At 35.1% G+C, this 17,401-nt stretch carries 22 protein-coding genes; 4 read left to right on the top strand and 18 right to left on the bottom strand.

From position 1 onward, the window contains the following. Positions 1-7 precede the first annotated feature (7 nt). From R2876_05205 to R2876_05150, 12 genes are all read right to left on the bottom strand, one after another. Positions 8-673 carry a rhodanese-like domain-containing protein gene (locus tag R2876_05205; GenBank protein MEZ4358010.1) on the bottom strand — a complete coding sequence of 222 codons (666 nt, stop codon included), beginning with the start codon at positions 671-673 and terminating at the stop codon, positions 8-10. Further along, on the bottom strand, positions 646-1,647 hold the full coding sequence (locus R2876_05200; protein MEZ4358009.1) for an FAD-dependent oxidoreductase: 1,002 nt from the start codon (positions 1,645-1,647) through the stop codon (positions 646-648). Before R2876_05200 ends, R2876_05205 begins: the two co-directional genes overlap by 28 nt. A 14-nt stretch (positions 1,648-1,661) precedes the next feature. Then, positions 1,662-2,180: a DUF2703 domain-containing protein gene (locus R2876_05195; GenBank protein ID MEZ4358008.1), complete on the bottom strand. Its 519-nt coding sequence runs from the start codon at positions 2,178-2,180 to the stop codon at positions 1,662-1,664. A gap of 1 nt (position 2,181) precedes the next feature. Then, positions 2,182-2,424: a thioredoxin family protein gene (locus R2876_05190; GenBank protein MEZ4358007.1), complete on the bottom strand. Its 243-nt coding sequence runs from the start codon at positions 2,422-2,424 to the stop codon at positions 2,182-2,184. Between the two features lie 39 nt (positions 2,425-2,463). Continuing rightward, complete coding sequence (locus R2876_05185; GenBank protein MEZ4358006.1) at positions 2,464-3,474, bottom strand: permease; 1,011 nt, start codon at positions 3,472-3,474, stop codon at positions 2,464-2,466. Then, on the bottom strand, positions 3,468-3,776 hold the full coding sequence (locus R2876_05180) for a metalloregulator ArsR/SmtB family transcription factor (GenBank protein MEZ4358005.1): 309 nt from the start codon (positions 3,774-3,776) through the stop codon (positions 3,468-3,470). Before R2876_05180 ends, R2876_05185 begins: the two co-directional genes overlap by 7 nt. A 173-nt stretch (positions 3,777-3,949) precedes the next feature. Next, positions 3,950-4,567 carry a TetR/AcrR family transcriptional regulator gene (locus tag R2876_05175; protein MEZ4358004.1) on the bottom strand — a complete coding sequence of 206 codons (618 nt, stop codon included), beginning with the start codon at positions 4,565-4,567 and terminating at the stop codon, positions 3,950-3,952. Positions 4,568-4,675: 108 nt separating this feature from the next. Beyond that, entirely contained in the window at positions 4,676-5,308 is a 633-nt protein-coding gene (locus tag R2876_05170; protein ID MEZ4358003.1) for a GyrI-like domain-containing protein, read from the bottom strand. Positions 5,309-5,341: 33 nt separating this feature from the next. Continuing rightward, on the bottom strand, positions 5,342-5,905 hold the full coding sequence (locus R2876_05165; protein MEZ4358002.1) for a hypothetical protein: 564 nt from the start codon (positions 5,903-5,905) through the stop codon (positions 5,342-5,344). 71 nt (positions 5,906-5,976) lie between these two features. Beyond that, entirely contained in the window at positions 5,977-6,513 is a 537-nt protein-coding gene (locus R2876_05160; protein ID MEZ4358001.1) for a carbonic anhydrase, read from the bottom strand. Positions 6,514-6,621: 108 nt separating this feature from the next. Continuing rightward, positions 6,622-7,428 (bottom strand): tryptophan-rich sensory protein, encoded by an 807-nt coding sequence (locus R2876_05155; GenBank protein ID MEZ4358000.1) that lies wholly within the window; start codon positions 7,426-7,428, stop codon positions 6,622-6,624. A gap of 34 nt (positions 7,429-7,462) precedes the next feature. Then, positions 7,463-9,325 (bottom strand): FAD-dependent oxidoreductase, encoded by a 1,863-nt coding sequence (locus R2876_05150; GenBank protein ID MEZ4357999.1) that lies wholly within the window; start codon positions 9,323-9,325, stop codon positions 7,463-7,465. 442 nt (positions 9,326-9,767) lie between these two features. Here R2876_05150 and R2876_05145 point away from each other — a divergent pair, with 442 nt between their 5' ends. The 3 genes from R2876_05145 to R2876_05135 all read left to right on the top strand — a co-directional run bounded on the left by R2876_05145 (position 9,768) and on the right by R2876_05135 (position 10,816). Continuing rightward, positions 9,768-9,953 carry a hypothetical protein gene (locus R2876_05145; GenBank protein MEZ4357998.1) on the top strand — a complete coding sequence of 62 codons (186 nt, stop codon included), beginning with the start codon at positions 9,768-9,770 and terminating at the stop codon, positions 9,951-9,953. Between the two features lie 10 nt (positions 9,954-9,963). After that, positions 9,964-10,230, top strand: a complete 267-nt coding sequence (locus tag R2876_05140) for a spore coat protein (GenBank protein ID MEZ4357997.1) — start codon at positions 9,964-9,966, stop codon at positions 10,228-10,230. Positions 10,231-10,348: 118 nt separating this feature from the next. Further along, entirely contained in the window at positions 10,349-10,816 is a 468-nt protein-coding gene (locus tag R2876_05135; GenBank protein MEZ4357996.1) for a flavodoxin domain-containing protein, read from the top strand. A gap of 97 nt (positions 10,817-10,913) precedes the next feature. Here R2876_05135 and R2876_05130 read toward each other — a convergent pair whose 3' ends face one another. From R2876_05130 to R2876_05105, 6 genes are all read right to left on the bottom strand, one after another. Beyond that, entirely contained in the window at positions 10,914-11,258 is a 345-nt protein-coding gene (locus R2876_05130; protein MEZ4357995.1) for a YlbF family regulator, read from the bottom strand. A gap of 140 nt (positions 11,259-11,398) precedes the next feature. Beyond that, positions 11,399-11,743, bottom strand: a complete 345-nt coding sequence (locus R2876_05125) for a DUF4180 domain-containing protein (protein ID MEZ4357994.1) — start codon at positions 11,741-11,743, stop codon at positions 11,399-11,401. After that, entirely contained in the window at positions 11,740-12,177 is a 438-nt protein-coding gene (locus R2876_05120; protein MEZ4357993.1) for a helix-turn-helix domain-containing protein, read from the bottom strand. The genes R2876_05125 and R2876_05120 overlap by 4 nt, the downstream gene beginning before the upstream one ends. Before the next feature lie 123 nt (positions 12,178-12,300). After that, entirely contained in the window at positions 12,301-12,948 is a 648-nt protein-coding gene (locus tag R2876_05115; protein MEZ4357992.1) for an HAD family phosphatase, read from the bottom strand. Continuing rightward, complete coding sequence (locus tag R2876_05110) at positions 12,941-14,149, bottom strand: thiamine diphosphokinase (protein ID MEZ4357991.1); 1,209 nt, start codon at positions 14,147-14,149, stop codon at positions 12,941-12,943. Before R2876_05110 ends, R2876_05115 begins: the two co-directional genes overlap by 8 nt. 268 nt (positions 14,150-14,417) lie before the next feature. Then, the gene (locus R2876_05105) at positions 14,418-15,149 is read right to left on the bottom strand and encodes a thioesterase (protein MEZ4357990.1); all 732 of its coding nucleotides are present in this window, start codon (positions 15,147-15,149) and stop codon (positions 14,418-14,420) included. A 176-nt stretch (positions 15,150-15,325) separates the two neighbouring features. Here R2876_05105 and R2876_05100 point away from each other — a divergent pair, with 176 nt between their 5' ends. After that, complete coding sequence (locus R2876_05100; protein MEZ4357989.1) at positions 15,326-17,377, top strand: hypothetical protein; 2,052 nt, start codon at positions 15,326-15,328, stop codon at positions 17,375-17,377. Positions 17,378-17,401 lie beyond the last annotated feature (24 nt).

Here is a 17,401-nt window from a genome sequence, read left to right as displayed (position 1 = left end):
GTTTTTATTATTCCCCATGGGCTTTCATATAATGGCTTATCCCTCCGGATAAGTTATAAACTTTTTTAAACCCTTTTCCTATAAGAATATTTTGCGCAGCATTACCTGTTATTCCTTTATTGCAATATGTAACGGTAATAACGTTCCTGTCAAGTTTTTCAAGTTCGCTTCTTAGATCTCTAAGCGGAATATTCCTTGCAGTTTTAATATGTTTCTTATTATATTGTTCCTTTTCCCTTGTATCAATCAACTCATATCTTTTGCCAGACTCCATAAGCAAATCAAGCTCACTTTGCGTAATGAGCTTTCTGCCATTATTGATTTCATTATCCAGTATCATCCCCGTATATGCAACAGGGTCTTTGGTCGTTGAAAAAGGCGGAGCATAAGAAAGGTCCAGGTGAAAAAGATCACTTACTTTTGCCTTAAATGAAATAGCAGTTGCAAATACATCTATCCTTTTATCTACCCCATCTTGTCCAATTATCTGAACGCCCAGCAGGCAGCTGGTTTTTTTATCCGCAACACCTTTTATGACCATTTCACTGCCGTTCATATACTTTGGTTTATTCGGCTTTATATTGTAGCAAACGGCTACATCATAACCTTGGTCTTTGGCTTCCTTCTCGCTAAGCCCCGTCTGTGCTACTGCCGTTTCAAAAACACTGAAAATACTTGTGCCAAGAATACCCCGAACTCCATATTACCACCGGTAGCATTATTTCCTGCTATTCTGCCCGTCTTATTTGCAGTAGATCCCATCGGCCTATATAATCTTTTGCCCGATACTAAATGATATTGCTCAATGCAGTCCCCGCAGGCATAGATATCTTTAATGCTTGTCTGCATTTTACTATCAACTATGATTGCTCCTGAGGTTCCAAATTCCAACCTTAAATTTTTTACAAGTTGTATATTTGGCTTAACTCCAGCGGCTAGCAGCACAATATCGGCAGGTATACTGGTTTTATCAGACGTAATAACATTACCGGCTGTAATCTCATTAACAGACGTATTGGTATAAACGCTAATACCGTTCTTAATTAGGACATCTTTTAAATAAACCGAAACGTCGTTATCTAGGTTAGGCGACACTTTAGGCATTTTTTCAATCAAAGTAACTTTAATACCTAGTTTTTTAAAATTTTCGCATACTTCAAGCCCTATAAATCCGCTGCCTAAGACAGCGGCTGTTTTAGGGTTATTCAAGTCTACAAACTTTTTGATTTTATTCATATCACCTAGGTTTCTAAGTGTGAACACATGGGGCCTGTCAACGCCTTTTATCGGCGGGATAACTGCGGAGGCTCCCGTTGCAATTATAAGTTTATCATAATTATCTGTGAATATTTCACCTGTTAAAAGATTTAAAATTTCTAGGATTTTTTCATCCGGATATATTTTTTTAACTTCATGCTTTACCATCACGTCGATATTGTATCTACTTTTAAAAAAAACAGCATCACGAATAGCAAGTTCGCTTGCACTTTTAACTTCTCCGCCAATATAATACGGCATTCCACAACCAGAATATGAAATGTAGCTGTCTTTTTCATAGACAGTTATTTGTGCATTTTCATTATTTCGCCTTGCTTTTGCCGCAGCAGACGTTCCGGCTGCTACAGCACCAATAACCACTATACGCATACACCTTTACCCACTTATTTTAGTTTTGAAGAGCCCTCAAAAAATACTTCTAAATTTTGGGGGAGTTTGTATTCTTCTTTTTTATGTGATATATCGTTATTTGAGTATACTTCCTTTAAAATAGCATTTATTATAAGTTCTTTCGGTGCATAGTTGTAATCTTTCCCTTCGTAGTTCCATACTCTGCATTCAACGCTGCTACCGCATAAGTCTCCACATTCCTTGCATGCAGATTCCTTTAATTCAAAAGCAATATCATTTCCATTAACACGAATCGTTGGCGAACTCATAAATTCATACTTCATTGCAAGATCTTTTGATATGATATTAATTTTATTTAACTTGATATCATATCCTGCTGCCTTTAGGATATTACTTGCTTCATCTATTGCTTCATCAAGATTATTTTCCGTTCCCTGGCATCTCTCACAAACGCTTAAATCAAGATATAAAAAATCTATAACTATTTCCTTTTTCTCAGGTTCACCATTACAATTACTGGTACATCCGCATTCTTTACAGCAGCCGGGCAAGTTACTCACCAGCCTTTTCTAAAATTTTGGCAACCTCCTTAGGTTTTAGTACCTTGCCAAATGATTTTACCTTCCCGTCAACAACAAGTGCAGGTGTAGACATCACCCCATATTTTGAAATCTCTGCAAAATCTGTGACTTTTTCGATTACAGCACTTAAGTTAAGTTCTTTAAGAGCTGTTTCAGTATTTTCCGCAAGTTTTACACAATTCTTGCATCCAGAACCTAAAATTTTGATTATCATAGTAACATTTCTCCTTTTATGATTAAATTTAAATATTAATTAAGTTAAAAGATATCCAAAGGCATTAAAGGCATACCCGATTATTATAATTCCAATAGTTACGATTAAAATGAATATAGCAAGTAATTTTGGTTTTACAGCTTTTCTAAGCATTATTATAGAGGGTAGGGACAACGCGGTTACGGCCATCATAAACGAAAGTATGGTTCCGATGCCCACTCCTTTTGCAAACAAAGCCTCTGCTATCGGTATAGTACCAAAGATATCCGCATACATAGGTATACCGACTATGGTCGCAAGCAATACCGAAAATGGGTTTTTATCTCCTAATATTCCATTGATCGCGTCTGCCGGTATCCAGTTGTGAATTATAGCCCCTATGCCAACGCCTAAGACTACATAAAGCCATACCCTTTTTACTATAGCGGCAACTTGGTCTTTGGCATAGACTAGCCGCTCCTTTCGAGTTAGGGTAGGCGATTCTATGTCAACTCCCTTTCCTGCATATACATACTGTTCGACCTGATTTTCAAGTTTTAGCTTTCCGATCATAGTACCGCCAACTACCGCCAGAATAAGCCCTACAATAACGTATGACACTGCGATTTTAACCCCGAATATACTCATCAAAAGTATAAGCGCGCCTAAGTCTACAAGCGGCGAAGAAATCAGAAACGAAAATGTGACTCCAAGAGGCAGCCCTGCATTTGTAAAGCCTATAAAAAGCGGAATAGAAGAACAACTGCAAAATGGTGTTACCGTTCCGAGCAGGGCACTTAATATGTTCGCCGTTAAACCGTTGAATTTCCCTAGAATCTTTTTGGTACGTTCAGGCGGAAAGTGGCTTTGTATATATGAAATGATAAATATAAGCACTGACAAAAGCACCATGATTTTTACCATGTCGTAAATAAAAAACTGAATACTTCCACCGACGTCTTCGTTTACGTCTAACCCAATAGTATTAAGAAGGCTGCCGATTAACTCGTTCAGCCATCTCATACCTAATATCTGATATTGAAAAAAGTCCCACATCGTTTTTATTAACATGCACACTTATCCTCAACTTGTTTAATTGGTTCCTCAATCTTTAAAAGAATTTCCATTGCTATATCAAATCCCTGTTTATTAAGTGAATAATGCATCCATTTCCCCTGTTTTCTCCCGTTTACAAGGCCCGAATCGCATAAAATTTTCATATGGTGCGAAAGCGTTGACTGTACGATATTTAGCTCAGCTAATATCTTACAAGCACATTTTTCCCCACTTTTCAGCATGTCAATTATCATAAGCCTGTTTGGGTCGCAAAGCGCCCTGAATACGTTAGCATATTCCTCGTATTTATTATCCATACGCTCACCTCATATCTATATTCATCGATTTATTTTATTATGTACTACATATCGAAATTTGTCAATATATTTTCCCTTAAACTGTAAAATAAAAAAGGTTTTTGCCCTTCTCATATCCTTTAATAATATGGCAAAAAACCTATTTATATTGATTGCATTAATCTGCCTTTATTTTATATATCGTAATTCTCTTTTAAAAACATATTAATAACCACTTTTGCATCAGGCATCTTAACCTCTTTTTTTGAGGCGTCTTTATAAATAGACAGCCCATTTAAAAAACTCCAGAATATTAGTGATAATTCATTAGGGTCCGCTTCTACTATAGTGCCTTCACTTTGCCCAACTGTGATTATCTTTGCTATCTCCTTATACGGTATATCCCTTTTTTCCTCTATCAGTTTCTTTGCTTCATTAGGTATTGCGGTTGAGTTTGTCGCCTGCGCTATAAGCCTGCAGGTCTGTATAAAATCGTCGCTCGTTTCCATTGTATATAGCAAGCCCTCGATAGTTCTGCTTATCTTTTCATGTGCTGGAATTGGCATTTTCCTAAGAGCAAACACCGCCTCGTTTAACTTATCGAGTGCGTTGTTTACAAGTTCTGTATAAACCTCTTCTTTAGATTTATAATAGTGGTACATAAGGCCTTGCGACATTCCAACAGCTTCTGCGATATCACTGATTTTGGTTGCAAACAGGCCCTTAGTGGAAAACTGATGCAGCGCTTCCTTTAATATCTGCGCCTTTCTGTCTTCCTTTATCTTTTTATTTTGCTCTTGTGTTCTCGCCATAATCCACCTCAATTAAATATAATGGCTGAATCTTGATTCAATCATTATAAATAAAATATGTATTTATGTCAATATTTTTATAAAAATTTCAATCTTTATATTGCCTGCTCATTTAACTTTCACAGGAAGGCGTATCACCGTCTTTAATTTGTCCGCCTGTGTTTTTTTAGGATCGGATAAATATATTTCATGGTGCTTATGTACGCTCCCCGTCAAGTTAACAAATCCGCTTTCATCGATATATTTAAGAATTTTATCGATAGAGCGTTTTTCATCGCTGTAAGATCCTATATGCATTATCTGGACGCATGTCCCCTCGTCAAAACTTTGAAGCCTGGCTCTTTTTACTTCCAGCCCAGGTTTTTTCTTTAAACTTTCGTTAATCGCCCATTCAAAGACACTGTCCGTTACAAATTCCGGCTGCCTTATCATAGAAGTCCAAAGCCATTCAGATCTTGATGCTGAATAAAAATCATCTCCCTTTACCCACCACAGGCCTTCAAGCGGAGGCACTACATACTCAAAATATCCATCAGGGCGATTACTCCCCTTTGCCATTTTGATAGTGAAGCTAAGCGAATATAGAATTTGAAGAGCACTTTGATATTCTTCTCCCTCAGGCGCCCCCTTCCCATCTACCATTATAAAATTAATAGGCGGGATTTTAATAAACATTGGTTTTTCCTTTGGCAGATATAAGTCCTTATATTCCTTTTTATAATCCAGTTTATTATCAGCCATATTAAAACCTCACTTAACTTTGTTTTATAAACACTAAACTTTAAAACGCGTATAAGGATAAAGATCCTCATCCGCCTCGATCTTTGTAATATACCAGTAATCGCCTTTTTTTTCCACCGTAAGTACTGCATTGTAATCCCCTGAAGGGCCGGCAGAGGTAGCAAGTGAAAAACTTATTTCAAAAATATACTTGTCATTAGCCGGTATTTTAGTATTTACTATTTCATAACTGTCTACCCACGGGCTGGAAATACCGGTTGCCCAGTTTTGGGCGCTTTCATCGAGCTGGCTTGCATACTCATCTTTGAGTTTCTCGCCCATAACAGAGTATTGTATGGCAGCGCTTTTAAGTTTAAGGCCGCTGGCCCAAATATCGGCCGCCTCTTGCGGTTTACAAACTCCTAAGTTTTTAATTGCGTCCATCAAAAGCTGGCTTCTCACCTCATAAGTATTAACCTCTCCTACAGCCGCAATAACGCTTATATATTTACAGTTAAAAAGGCCTCCGATTACGTTTATTAAAATCAATATCAGCATAAATATGCTAAAAAGAACCCAGCAAAATTTCTTTGCTCTGTTTGATAAAATTATTCTCATTTAATTGCCCCCAATCCTATTTTTATATAACTATATGATTAATAGGGACAAAATAGAGAGTTTTAGCTTTGTTATTCAACTATTAAGTTTAATCTGTTATCTTCCAAGGTATAATAAAGCGGCACTACCATTACGCCTTTATATTTTTCCGAAAGCCTTCTGCTTTCGTTTACTACAAATTCAATTTCATTCTCTATTTCATAAATAGGTGCATAATTAAAAAAATGTTCTTTTGCTTTGTCTTCATCCCAATTTTCCAATCTACTTAAGCCATTTATAAATAAAGACATTTTAGATGCTAAGTTCACCATGCCACACTGATTATGCGCAATTAAAACGATATAATTTACTTTCCCGATTGCAATAGCATAAGACACTTTAAATTCACTGTACCTTAAGTTGGCACCGCCCGTTCTGATTATAAATGCAAAATTCTCGGGTATTTTTAACTGTTTTCTATTGTCCATACACATCGCTATAAGCAGTTGTGCCGCGCTGTATTCTTTAAACGGCATAGAAAAATTTTGATATTTAATTAAACTCTCTATTGGGGTACCAATAAATTCTTCTGGAATATCTTTAAGCTCAATTATTTTTTTTAATTTCAATTCAGATGCTTTCCTTAGTTTTTATATTGATAAGATTATACTAAATTTTATCAATAATTTAAATATAAAAATAAGAAAGCGCAGACGCTTTCTTATTTTTATTTTATCTTAACTTTTCGGCTTTAATTCTTTTTTCGATTTTACAGCAGCTATTAAAACTGATATTAATATCACTACTATAGCAATAGCTAAATATATAACTATACCTGCATATGCTGAATCAAAACCACTTGGAGAAACATGTTTAATGAATATCCCGATATATGCCCATAATATAACTAAACCGTAGGCTACGTCCCTTTCTTTTATCGTCGTTACAACTCCGATTATCATTCCTGCAGCCAGTATCATCGCCATCCACACTTCTTCGGATATACCTAGTCCGTCAAATCCTAAGCTTACTAATAAAACAGTAACATTTGCAATTGCCGCAATAGTTATCCACGCGTAATAAAAGCTAATTGGCAATTTTATAAAAACCTTTTCTTTTTTGGTAAGCCTATATTCGTTTAAAATAGTATATATCAGCATCAGTGAGAAGAAAATAACGATCATCATAACTACTGATAGCGCTATCATGTTATAATGCCAGCTATATATCCATGCTACATTAGCCAATGAAGAAATGATAAAATATGGGCTGATGCGTTTAAGAATTACCTTATTATACCCGCTTTTACCCTTAAAAACACCCCATTGATAGAGAATGAATAAGGCAAGCAATGAATAAATCACACCCCAAACAGAAAATGTCCATCCCGGTGGAGTAAAAAGATTGGGATACAGTTCAGCAATTTGCCCATTAGTAACACCATTAATAGGTAGAGTTTCAGCTAAAACGTTTACTACGATTACTGAAATAAATGCGATAGTATTAATAAGCTTATATATTACTCCAATACCCTTTTCCCTCATTTGATTGTCTCCTTTATTAAATTACTAAAATAAACTATACCTCACCCTTGTAAAGATTCTTTAAACCATCAACTATATCTGTAATATCTACTAAAATCTTATCGTCTTGATTTAATATGCAATGTTCTTTAGCATTTAATAATTCCCGTTTAGTATATCTGGAATCATATACGATTTTATATGCACCCAGAAAATTTCCAACAGTGATCTTTCGGTTTATGCCTCTTATATCCAGCGGGCATTCATTCATACAATACGGTTCTTCACAATACTGACAGTTTTTTGCCTTTAACTGCAAAGCTTTTTCAGGACTTTTCCCCTCCCCTTTAACATTATTTAAAAATGGCGGTTTGCATTCACGCACATAATTTTCAAATTTCTTTGAATTTTTAAATTCAGAAAGCTTTTTCTCTTTTAATATGGCATTAGCGGCAGCTACGCCTGAAACCGTTACGGAAGATGCCCCCGTCCCCATGACTGTAGACTCCCCACAGCAATAAAGCCCGTTAAACTCGGATTTTGTGTGTAACCTTTTTAGCATATGCTGCCCTATTGACTGCGTTGGCCCTGCTATACTGCCGTTATTTTTCAATGTATAGTGCTCCATAGTGAGCGGGGTTGAAAGCTCACTAAAAACAGTTCCGTCTATAAACCCCGGGTACCTTATTTCAAGCATTTTCATTAGCCTGTCTTTTTCTTCGCCTTTCATAGTTTTATATGTTGCAGACGAATGGTAACCTTTTAAATATGCGGGCCACTTCCTAAAAGTCGGCGCTATAGCCATAATAATGTGATGTTTTTCATCACATAAAGTTTTATCGTCAATACTAGGAATATAAACTGTAATTTCATTCTCATCTATTTTAGAGCCATCTTCTGTAAAAAGAGTTATAGGTGTTGTATCTTTTGGTATTACTTCCTTTTTGACCAGTGCATATAAAATGGCGCTGGAGTTCGTGCCCTTCATGTTTAAAACACGTTTTTTCTTATCCGGCGCAATAAGCGAGTCGTCTATTAATTTTTCGTATAAATTCCATATTGTACCTGAGTATATTATATTATCAGAATTTAATATCTTACCGGTATTTAATTTAACTCCTTTGGCTTTGTTCTCTTCAATAATTATCTTATTAACGCGCCTGTTATAGAGTATCTCTCCATCGTTTTCTTCGATCGCCTTTTCAAGTATACCCGACAGGAACACCGTAGACCGGGCAGGATAATAACTCCCTTCTGCTTGATTGCCTATAAACATTACAACTAAAGCTGCCGGCAGCTCTTCTATGGTTGTATGATAGAATAATAAAGTTAGCTTGTTAAATAAATTCAATATATCTGGATTTGCAAAGTATCTGTTAAGAAGGTCCTTGGTGCTTAAATTCATAAATGATAAAAGCTTTGTGTATGATATTGGATGTTTAATTAATTTGAATGTTTTGCTTATTTTGCTTACTTGATCCGGCGTTGTAAAAACTGGTTTTTTCGCAACAACCTTATCATATATCTTTAACATATCTGAGTAAAATCTTCTTATATTATCTTCTTCTTTTGGAAAGGCCTTCGTCAGTTCTTTTATAAGCTTATCTATATCTGAAAAAAATTCTATTTTATTGCCTTTATAATATATGCTAAAAAGCAAATCATGTTTTATTACGTTAATTGGCTCTTCTAAGACATTATATAAAAACCTATGTACATTAAAACCTTTATCTCCGAAACCAAAAAGCATTGCCGCCCCAGTATCAAACATTGCCCCCTGCCTTTTAAATGTCCCGCAGGAGCCTCCCGGCTTAAAAGATTGTTCTACAACTATTACCTTTAAGCCCCTTTTCGCCAGCAAACTGGCTGCTGATAAACCCGAGAGTCCAGCACCTATTACTATAACATCATAATCCATGCTTTTTCTCCTTACCTATGTCATTCCCCAAATCTTTAAACAAGCCATAAACTAATAGGCACATCAATATATAAGGGTCCTTGAAAATTTAAAGCCCTTATAATAAAAACATTTTATTTAAATGTATGTACATAAGATAGCATTGCTAATTCTAACTTTGCAATAGCTTTAACAAAATAATTCGACATAAAAATTTTAAAACCTTTTTTCTAAAATTTCTATTATATATTTTTTATATTAATAAAGCATATTATTCTAAAAATACTTAATTTTTAATTTTAATCTCAAAATATTTAAAATATCTTTTAATATTACGGTTTATCTCTCTTTTATATATATATAATTAATTTCTATCAAATATTATCGGCAGTGATATTTTTGCATAATTAAATTTAAAGTTGAAGATAATAATTATGTGAAAAACATGAAAGGAGCTTATTTTATGTCACAATTAAATCAAATGGAACTTCAGAGTTTAAGGCACCTTATCGGAGCGCACGATACGGCTTACCAAAAAATGCAGGATTATGCACAGCAATCCGTTGATCCACAGATAAAAGCATTTTTTCAAAAGTCTGCACAGGATGCTCAAAAAACTAAACAGCAATTGCTGTCTTTTTTAGGTTAGGAGGTATAATATGCAAGAAAAAGTTATGGTAAACGACGCATTAGCAATGATGAAAAGTAGCCTTGCTAGTTATGCTCAGGTTATATCTGAATGTGCAAATCTACAGCTTAGGTCAACTATTCAGCAGATCAGAAATAACGATGAAACTTCACAGTATGAGCTTTATAAAATTGCTCAGACTAAAGGTTTCTATCAACCAGCGGCAATGGCTGACGATACAGTAGTAAAACAGGTGAAAATGCAGCTAACTTCAAGCTCTGATAAACCACAAATTTAGGGATCCCGCTCTAAACTTAAACGTCGATGGATATTTTTTCTGTCGGCGTTTTTTTAAATTTTATACATTTAAGTGATATGCTATAATAAATATATATTTTGATAGGAGGGTTTATTTTATGAATGTAGGTATAATTGTACATTCTCTAACAGGGCACACTTACACCTTGGCTGAAAAGCTGAAAGAAAAACTAAATGAAAAGGGCCATTCAGTTACCTTGGAAAAAATAAATGTGGTAGGTAAAGAAGATCCCCAAAGAAGAGACTTCGAACTAGATTCTCCTCCAAAATTAGCTTCGTATGATGCAGTCTGTTTCGGTGCCCCTGTAAGAGGTTTTTCCATCTCACCTGTGCTTAATGCTTATTTAAATCAGATAGAGCCTTTAAACGGTAAAAAAGTTGCTTGTTTTGTAACGAAAACGCTTGCAAATAATTGGACTGGCGGTAACAGATCTATAAAACAAATGAAAAAGCTATGCGACTCAAAAGGAGGCACGGTTATATCAACGGGTATTTTGCATTGGCCAAAAGAAAATGCCGATTCAAAAATCGATGAAGCTGCTGAAAACATAGCATCGCCCTTTTAAAAAACAATGTTTAAAATAAAAAACCCTGCCGTTTAACTGGCAGGGCATTTTATTTATATCAGTAATGTAGTTGTTTCTTTTGTAAACTGAAAAATTTTTAATATACTCTTCCTGAATTGCTTACATCAAGCAATACGTTTAAATAGTGTATGCACTCTGAAATAGTCTTTTGATATTTATGAGTCGCTTCAATAAAGCTTGTAACTTCCTCTTGTTTAAGGAAGTCCTTATAATTTAAATATAGCTTTTTGAACCTGGCCGCCTTGTCTTCATCTGGCAAATTAGCGTTTAAAAGCCATATGTATTCCCTTTCGAAGCTTATCATCATTCTGTTAAGCCTTTGGTCAGACATTATTTTCTTTCTTTGCTGTACCATGCCGGTATATTCGGGCATTACTTTGAGCACACGGGCAAGTTCTTGCAATTCTTTTTTAGGTAGCATAAACCAGGTGCCTCCTATTTTTAATTATTTTCTAATTTATTGTATTAATGAATGCAAAAATTGGTGCCCGTCCATATACTTTTACAGCCAAATTTTTAAGCCTTAATTTAAAGTATAACCAACCGTATTATAAAAACATTCTAAAATGCATTTAATCCCTCTTCTAAGTTGCTTTTGAAAAATACCCTGTTGCCCTTGTTGCTTTCATAGATAAAATCTTTTAAGCTTTTGCTTTTATAAACGCTAAAATCACCTATGATCGCTATTTTCATATTATAGTTTGAAAATTTTTGGAGAATCTCCCCTGCGTATCCCGTCCTTAACTCGAAGAATTTTTCTCCTAAGCTTTCCTTATAAACAGCTATACCGGTGCAATCATTATATTGTGCCGTCGCCATTATATCTAGAATATCTTGTATGCCGTTTATCATTTCATTTTTTTCTATTACGGCTATTAATATATCATTTATATTTTTTATTTTCATTCTCCTTCACCTTTTTCATTATAAGCAGCTATAAATCCCATCATCGCTTCAATAAATTTAACATTCCCGTAAAGCATTATCCTGACTTTTGATTCCGTCTCTATAAATTGAGCGCTCATAGTAGACATTCCATATTCCGCAGGCTTGCAATTCAAAGATGCTGTTAGCATATTAACTAAGTCCATAGCCTCATCCATATCGTAAACGTCTATATCTGCCACGGCCGATATCTTTATCCTATATGTCTTAGCCTCCGTTCTTTTTGAAACATTGCTGCCTTCTGTAAATATACTTAGATCATGCCCTGTAACAAGCCAGCTTTTCCCCACCTTGTTTGCCCTCAATTTTCCTTCCCTGATATACCGCCTAATAGTTTTTGGATGCAAGTTTAGCATGTTTGATATTTGATCCACAGTATAATATTTCTCGTTCATAAATACTCCTTATCATTCCCTTTGTATGGTATTATAGGGAATAATTTGGCCAATGTCAAGACTTTATAATATGATTCACTCAAAAAAAAACAGAAAAGCAAATGTTTCCTGTTTCACTTAAAACTAATTATTCAAAAGCTCTTCAAAGCTGTAAATAAACATATCTGAAATTTTTTTCATAAGATCTATATCCTGCCTAGACAGTTTATCGTAAACCCCGCACGCTTTCATGCCTGCACTTTTTATCGCAGCAATGGCATTTAAAATGTCGTCATATACTATACAGTCTTTAGGCATAGTATCTATCTTCTTAGCTGCAAGTATATAGATATCTGGGAATTCTTTACCGCGTTTTACTTCGTCAGCCGAGGTTATCGCATCGAATAAATCAAGTATTCCGTTGTTTTTAAGTGCCACTTCGTATAATGCCTTGGTTAAACTTGTTGCAGCTCCTAATTTAATGCCTTCTTTCTTTAAGAAAAGCAGATAATCCTTTGCATATGGCTTTAGCCTCACATTATGAGTGTACTCATAAATAGCCATATTAGCCCATTCATCCATTACATCTTCTGCCGTTTCATCTAAATGGAAATACCTGATTGTGTATTCGGCCGTCTCTCTAAAACTTTTAGCGCTTATCTCCTTTGAGTAATCATCAGTGATCGTTATGTCGCGTTTAGCAAAAAAATCTACATCTATTTTATCCCACAGCCACATTGAATCTAGTATCGTTCCATCCAGGTCAAAAATAGCTGCTTTAAAATCAGGCATCGCTATCTGTGCCCCAGATTACAAGTATAGTACCGTTTTCAACTGAAATCTTGCTTTTTTTGCCTATGAATTCATTGCTTACGCCAATTGGCATATCGTTTAAAATAGTTTTATCTTTTAGTTCATATTTAAGCCCGCTTAAGTTAACGCCTCTAGATTTGTCAGAATACGAAAAAACTGATATGTAGCCTTCTTTATCATCATCAAAGTTAATTTCGCCGTTAGTAATTACAGTAGTTACCCTATTTTCACCAAACAAGAACCCTCTGGCATCTTTTTTTGAAAGGTATGCGAGTGCCTGAACATTTGCAAGCGTGTGCTCCGGCCTGTCCCCTGTCCCACCGTATATATGAAACGTTTTATAGCCCTTGGCAAGACCTTCTTTTAAAGCCAGCATCATATCTGTATCATCTTTTTCTGCTTTCAGCGTTATGATATTATCGTGTTTTGGTTTTTTAGACACAGAGTCAAAATCCCCGATAATTAGGTCTGGATGTATTCCTATCTCGCTTAGATATTTAAAACCGCCATCTGCAGCGATTATATAATCATTTGTTTCCGGTTTAAAATCGTGTTTGAAAAAACACCCCGCACCGACAACATAACATATGCTAGACGCACTTATAAATTTCTTAAGCGTATCTTCAACAGAATCGCATGTCATGATAGCAGACATTATACCTCCTCCGGCAGCTCCTACTTTTCTGAGCTGTGCAATATTTTCTTTAGTAATCCCGCCTATAGCAAACACCGGTATAGAAACGGCGCTGCAAACATCTTTCAAAAATTTTATTCCCCTTGGTGCAACGTCTTTTTTTGTACCTGTAACAAAAATATGTCCCGCAATCAAATAAGTTGCACCCAGCTTCTCAGCTATTTTCGCATCTTCAACTGAATGGACGGAAACACCGACTGTCTCAAAATTTTTAATCTCATTTTGATGCTTAAATACCATGTTCATAGGAAGATGAATCTTCTTAATACCTAAATTTTTCGCTGCTTCTAAATCAGAGTGGACTATAAATGACGTATTATACTTATCTACAATTTTTTTGCATTTTTCAGCAAGGGTTTGATACTCCTCGTGAGACAAATCCTTTTCGCGAAGCACAATGGCATGTGGCTTTGCTTTAGCTATTTCCTCGATTCTCTTTAAAAAATCTCCTTTGCAAATAGACCTATTAGTAATACATATTATCATAATCTACACCTTTATATAATCTTTTAAACGGGCTGTAACCCGTATTTTACAATAGTATTATTGACTTAAATCATAGCCATTTTTACATATCCTGCAAGATATAGGGCATATGATAATATCAAGATAAAAGTCCACGTTCAAAAGGCTGCCTTTACTGATTACCATCTTCACACTGTTTAATTATACGACTTATAATGGCATTTATCAATAAAACTTAACGCCCTGCATTTGATATTCAAATGTACTATTCATATCCTCCTAAATACCCTTACGCAAAAGTAAAAGCTATGCTGAAAGATTTCTTTTCATCTTCTTCACGTATTCCTCTAAAATAGGTAACGTTGCCATCTCTGCCTTTATATATGCTAAAGACATCGCCTTGTCTAAGCTCACTTTTAAAGTTTATATTTATTCTTTTTATATCTTTTAATTTTTCGTCTTCCGTAAGTGTATCAAAAGCAAAGTCACAATAATATGTATTGTTTACATGGCCTAGAATGTCTATATAACTGTTATATACTTTACGCTTTTCAATAAAATCGTATTCTTCTATGTCTCTTAAAACAGGTTTTGCATCGTTAATGGTGAACTCTTTATTACCCTGACCTATATCTATTTCATTTGAGCGCCTAAGCACACAACGTTTTTGTAAATTAATTAGGACAGAGAAGCTAACAGCATTAAAGGCTTCTTGCCCGTTTTCGTTAAAAAACTTAAATTCTCGGCGGAAATAAGGCCAGCTTGTATCTGAATGCCATGTAATTCCTTTTATAATATCACAGCCTGTAGGTGGATTTTTTATATCGACTATTATGGTTGCCAACACCCACGCCAGATTATTGTAAGCCATCTTATCTATATTTAAATTAAACTTTTTTAAATGGCATTCAGTCACATACTGCATCATTTTTAGATAAGAGACTGGTTTTAACTTTCCTGTCTCGTTAAAATTGTCTGCTAAAAGCTGAACGCTGTATTCAAATTCTTTTTCACTATTCATTTATGTCCTCCAAAAAAATGTATAACCTAATATTATTGCCACTTATATTTTAAATTATACCTTGTTATTCAATATATTCTATCATAAATTTGCTTTTTTTATATATCATAAATAATTGTTCCAAAATATAAACTGGTATATAATTAAATCGTATTGTAAGTTTAGGAGCTTAAAATTTGCGGATTTCTGGTAAAATTAGTTCTGAAAGTCAGCTGATTATCGCCAACTTGCTTGGGAAAATGCTAGACCTCTTTAACCTCTTTATAGCAATGGTATTATCCGAATATCTTTTAAAGAATATAGTGTTTGGAGGGGCGCTTTATTTAATGGGGCAAGTCTGGGTTGTTTTTGCCCGTTTATATGGTAAACATGCATATAATTTTATGCCTTTTAAATTTAAAGCAGCTGGTGTAGTATTGTTCATAGTAGCGATACTTTTAAATGCAGCACTTATAATATTATATCCTACGATTGCTTACAAACCAGGGTTCCTATTTCTTATAATCGCTCTTGGCATATCTATGTTGAGGCAGATGTTAACCAGCATATTAACAAACCGTTTGAAATCTTGTATTATAAAACGTATTCTAATACTTTTTTCAATTCACTGTTTGTTTTCAGCGCTTATGTTAATAATTCTTTATCCTGTATTTACAACATACGAGTTTAATGTAATGCTAGGGTTAATAGCAGCGTCTACGCTGCTGTCTGTGTTAGGCCAGCTTATCATATCGTTAATACCTGTGCCTAAAACAGACTTAACCCCCGATGATTCCATGCTAAATGTAAGTTCATACCGTATATATAATAAGATGACGGCGCATGTCTTTATGGCAGTTAACATTTCTATATTGTCCTACATATGTTATTTGCGATTTCAACCGTTTACCAGTGCTATTCAAGGATTTCTTTATTTATGTATGTGGATGGCTTTGATGGGCGGAACGATTGCAATATGTTACGTTTTTTTAAACAGAAATGTTTCTATAAATAAATACGATAAGCCTTCTGTTTTCGTACTTGGAGCTGTACTTTGGTCTACAGCTACTATAATCACCACATGGAACTTACTGTCTATAAGCCTAACGTCTATTTTATTGACCAATGCTCTTTGGTGCATAGGCCTTGCTTGTATGCTTTCAATAATAGTAAGCCTTGGCTCAGATATGAAAAAGGTACTTGAATTCGGCCTTGGGAAAATGAACGAACTTGCATACAGGCGCAATACCGAAATAGTAACCGAATGGTCATGGCTGCTCTCTTCTCTTTTAATGGTTCTTATGTTTACGATCGCCGGATTTATAATGGATGGAAAACTAGATATGATATACGCCGTCCTTGGCGCAAGTAACTTTATGCATACTATCATGTTATGGATACCTATGATATCAGTACTGTCAGCACTTATATACGCTCTTATGCAGCCACTCGATAAGAACTATTTAAAAAAGCTGAAACTATATAACGAGCAGGCTCAAAGCGGCAAGCCGAATATGCTTTTATACGAAAGGCTGCAAAATAAACTTGTGAAGGGAACTAAACGGGCAGGATATAGGCTTTTAAGGATATTTATAAGGCCATTTCTTCGCTGCCGTGTAGTAAATAAACAGTTCGTAAACGTATCAAACGGTCCGGTGGTGTTTGTTTGCAACCATTTAGAAGTATACGGGCCTATGATAACAAACCTATATATGCCCTTTTATTTTAGGCCCTGGGTCATATCTAAAATGCTCAATAAAGATGAAATAGCCAACCAACTCGAACGCGGGGTCTTACGTGTCCTTCGTTTTTTGCCTAAACGTCTTATTTCAAAAATCCCCAAATATATCGCACCGTTGATGTTAAAGATAATGGATTCAACAGAACCAATACCCGTATATCGTGACAGCGGCCGTGATATCATTAAAACAATCCGCCTGACTGTCGATGCAATGGAATTTGAAGATAATATCTTGATTTTCCCGGAAAACCCGACAATTAATGATCCAAACAGCCAATTTCCCGAATACGGAGTGGCAGAATTTTATACAGGCTTTTTTACAATTGCCGAGCAGTATTATAAACGGGCAAAAAAATGTACTACTTTTTATCCGATTTATGTAGATAAGAAAAAGCATACACTGACATTTGGAACAGGTATTAAATATAACCCTAAAAACATCAGAAGCGAAGAAAAAGAGCGTATAACAAGCTATCTTCACGATTGGATGAGTATACAAAGCCTGTAAATATTTAAAACAGATACAAAAAAG

The sequence above is a fragment of the Eubacteriales bacterium genome, assembly GCA_041390245.1.
Classification (GTDB): Bacteria; Bacillota; Clostridia; order Christensenellales; family JAWKQI01; genus JAWKQI01.
This window is presented reverse-complemented; position numbering and strand designations above follow the sequence as displayed.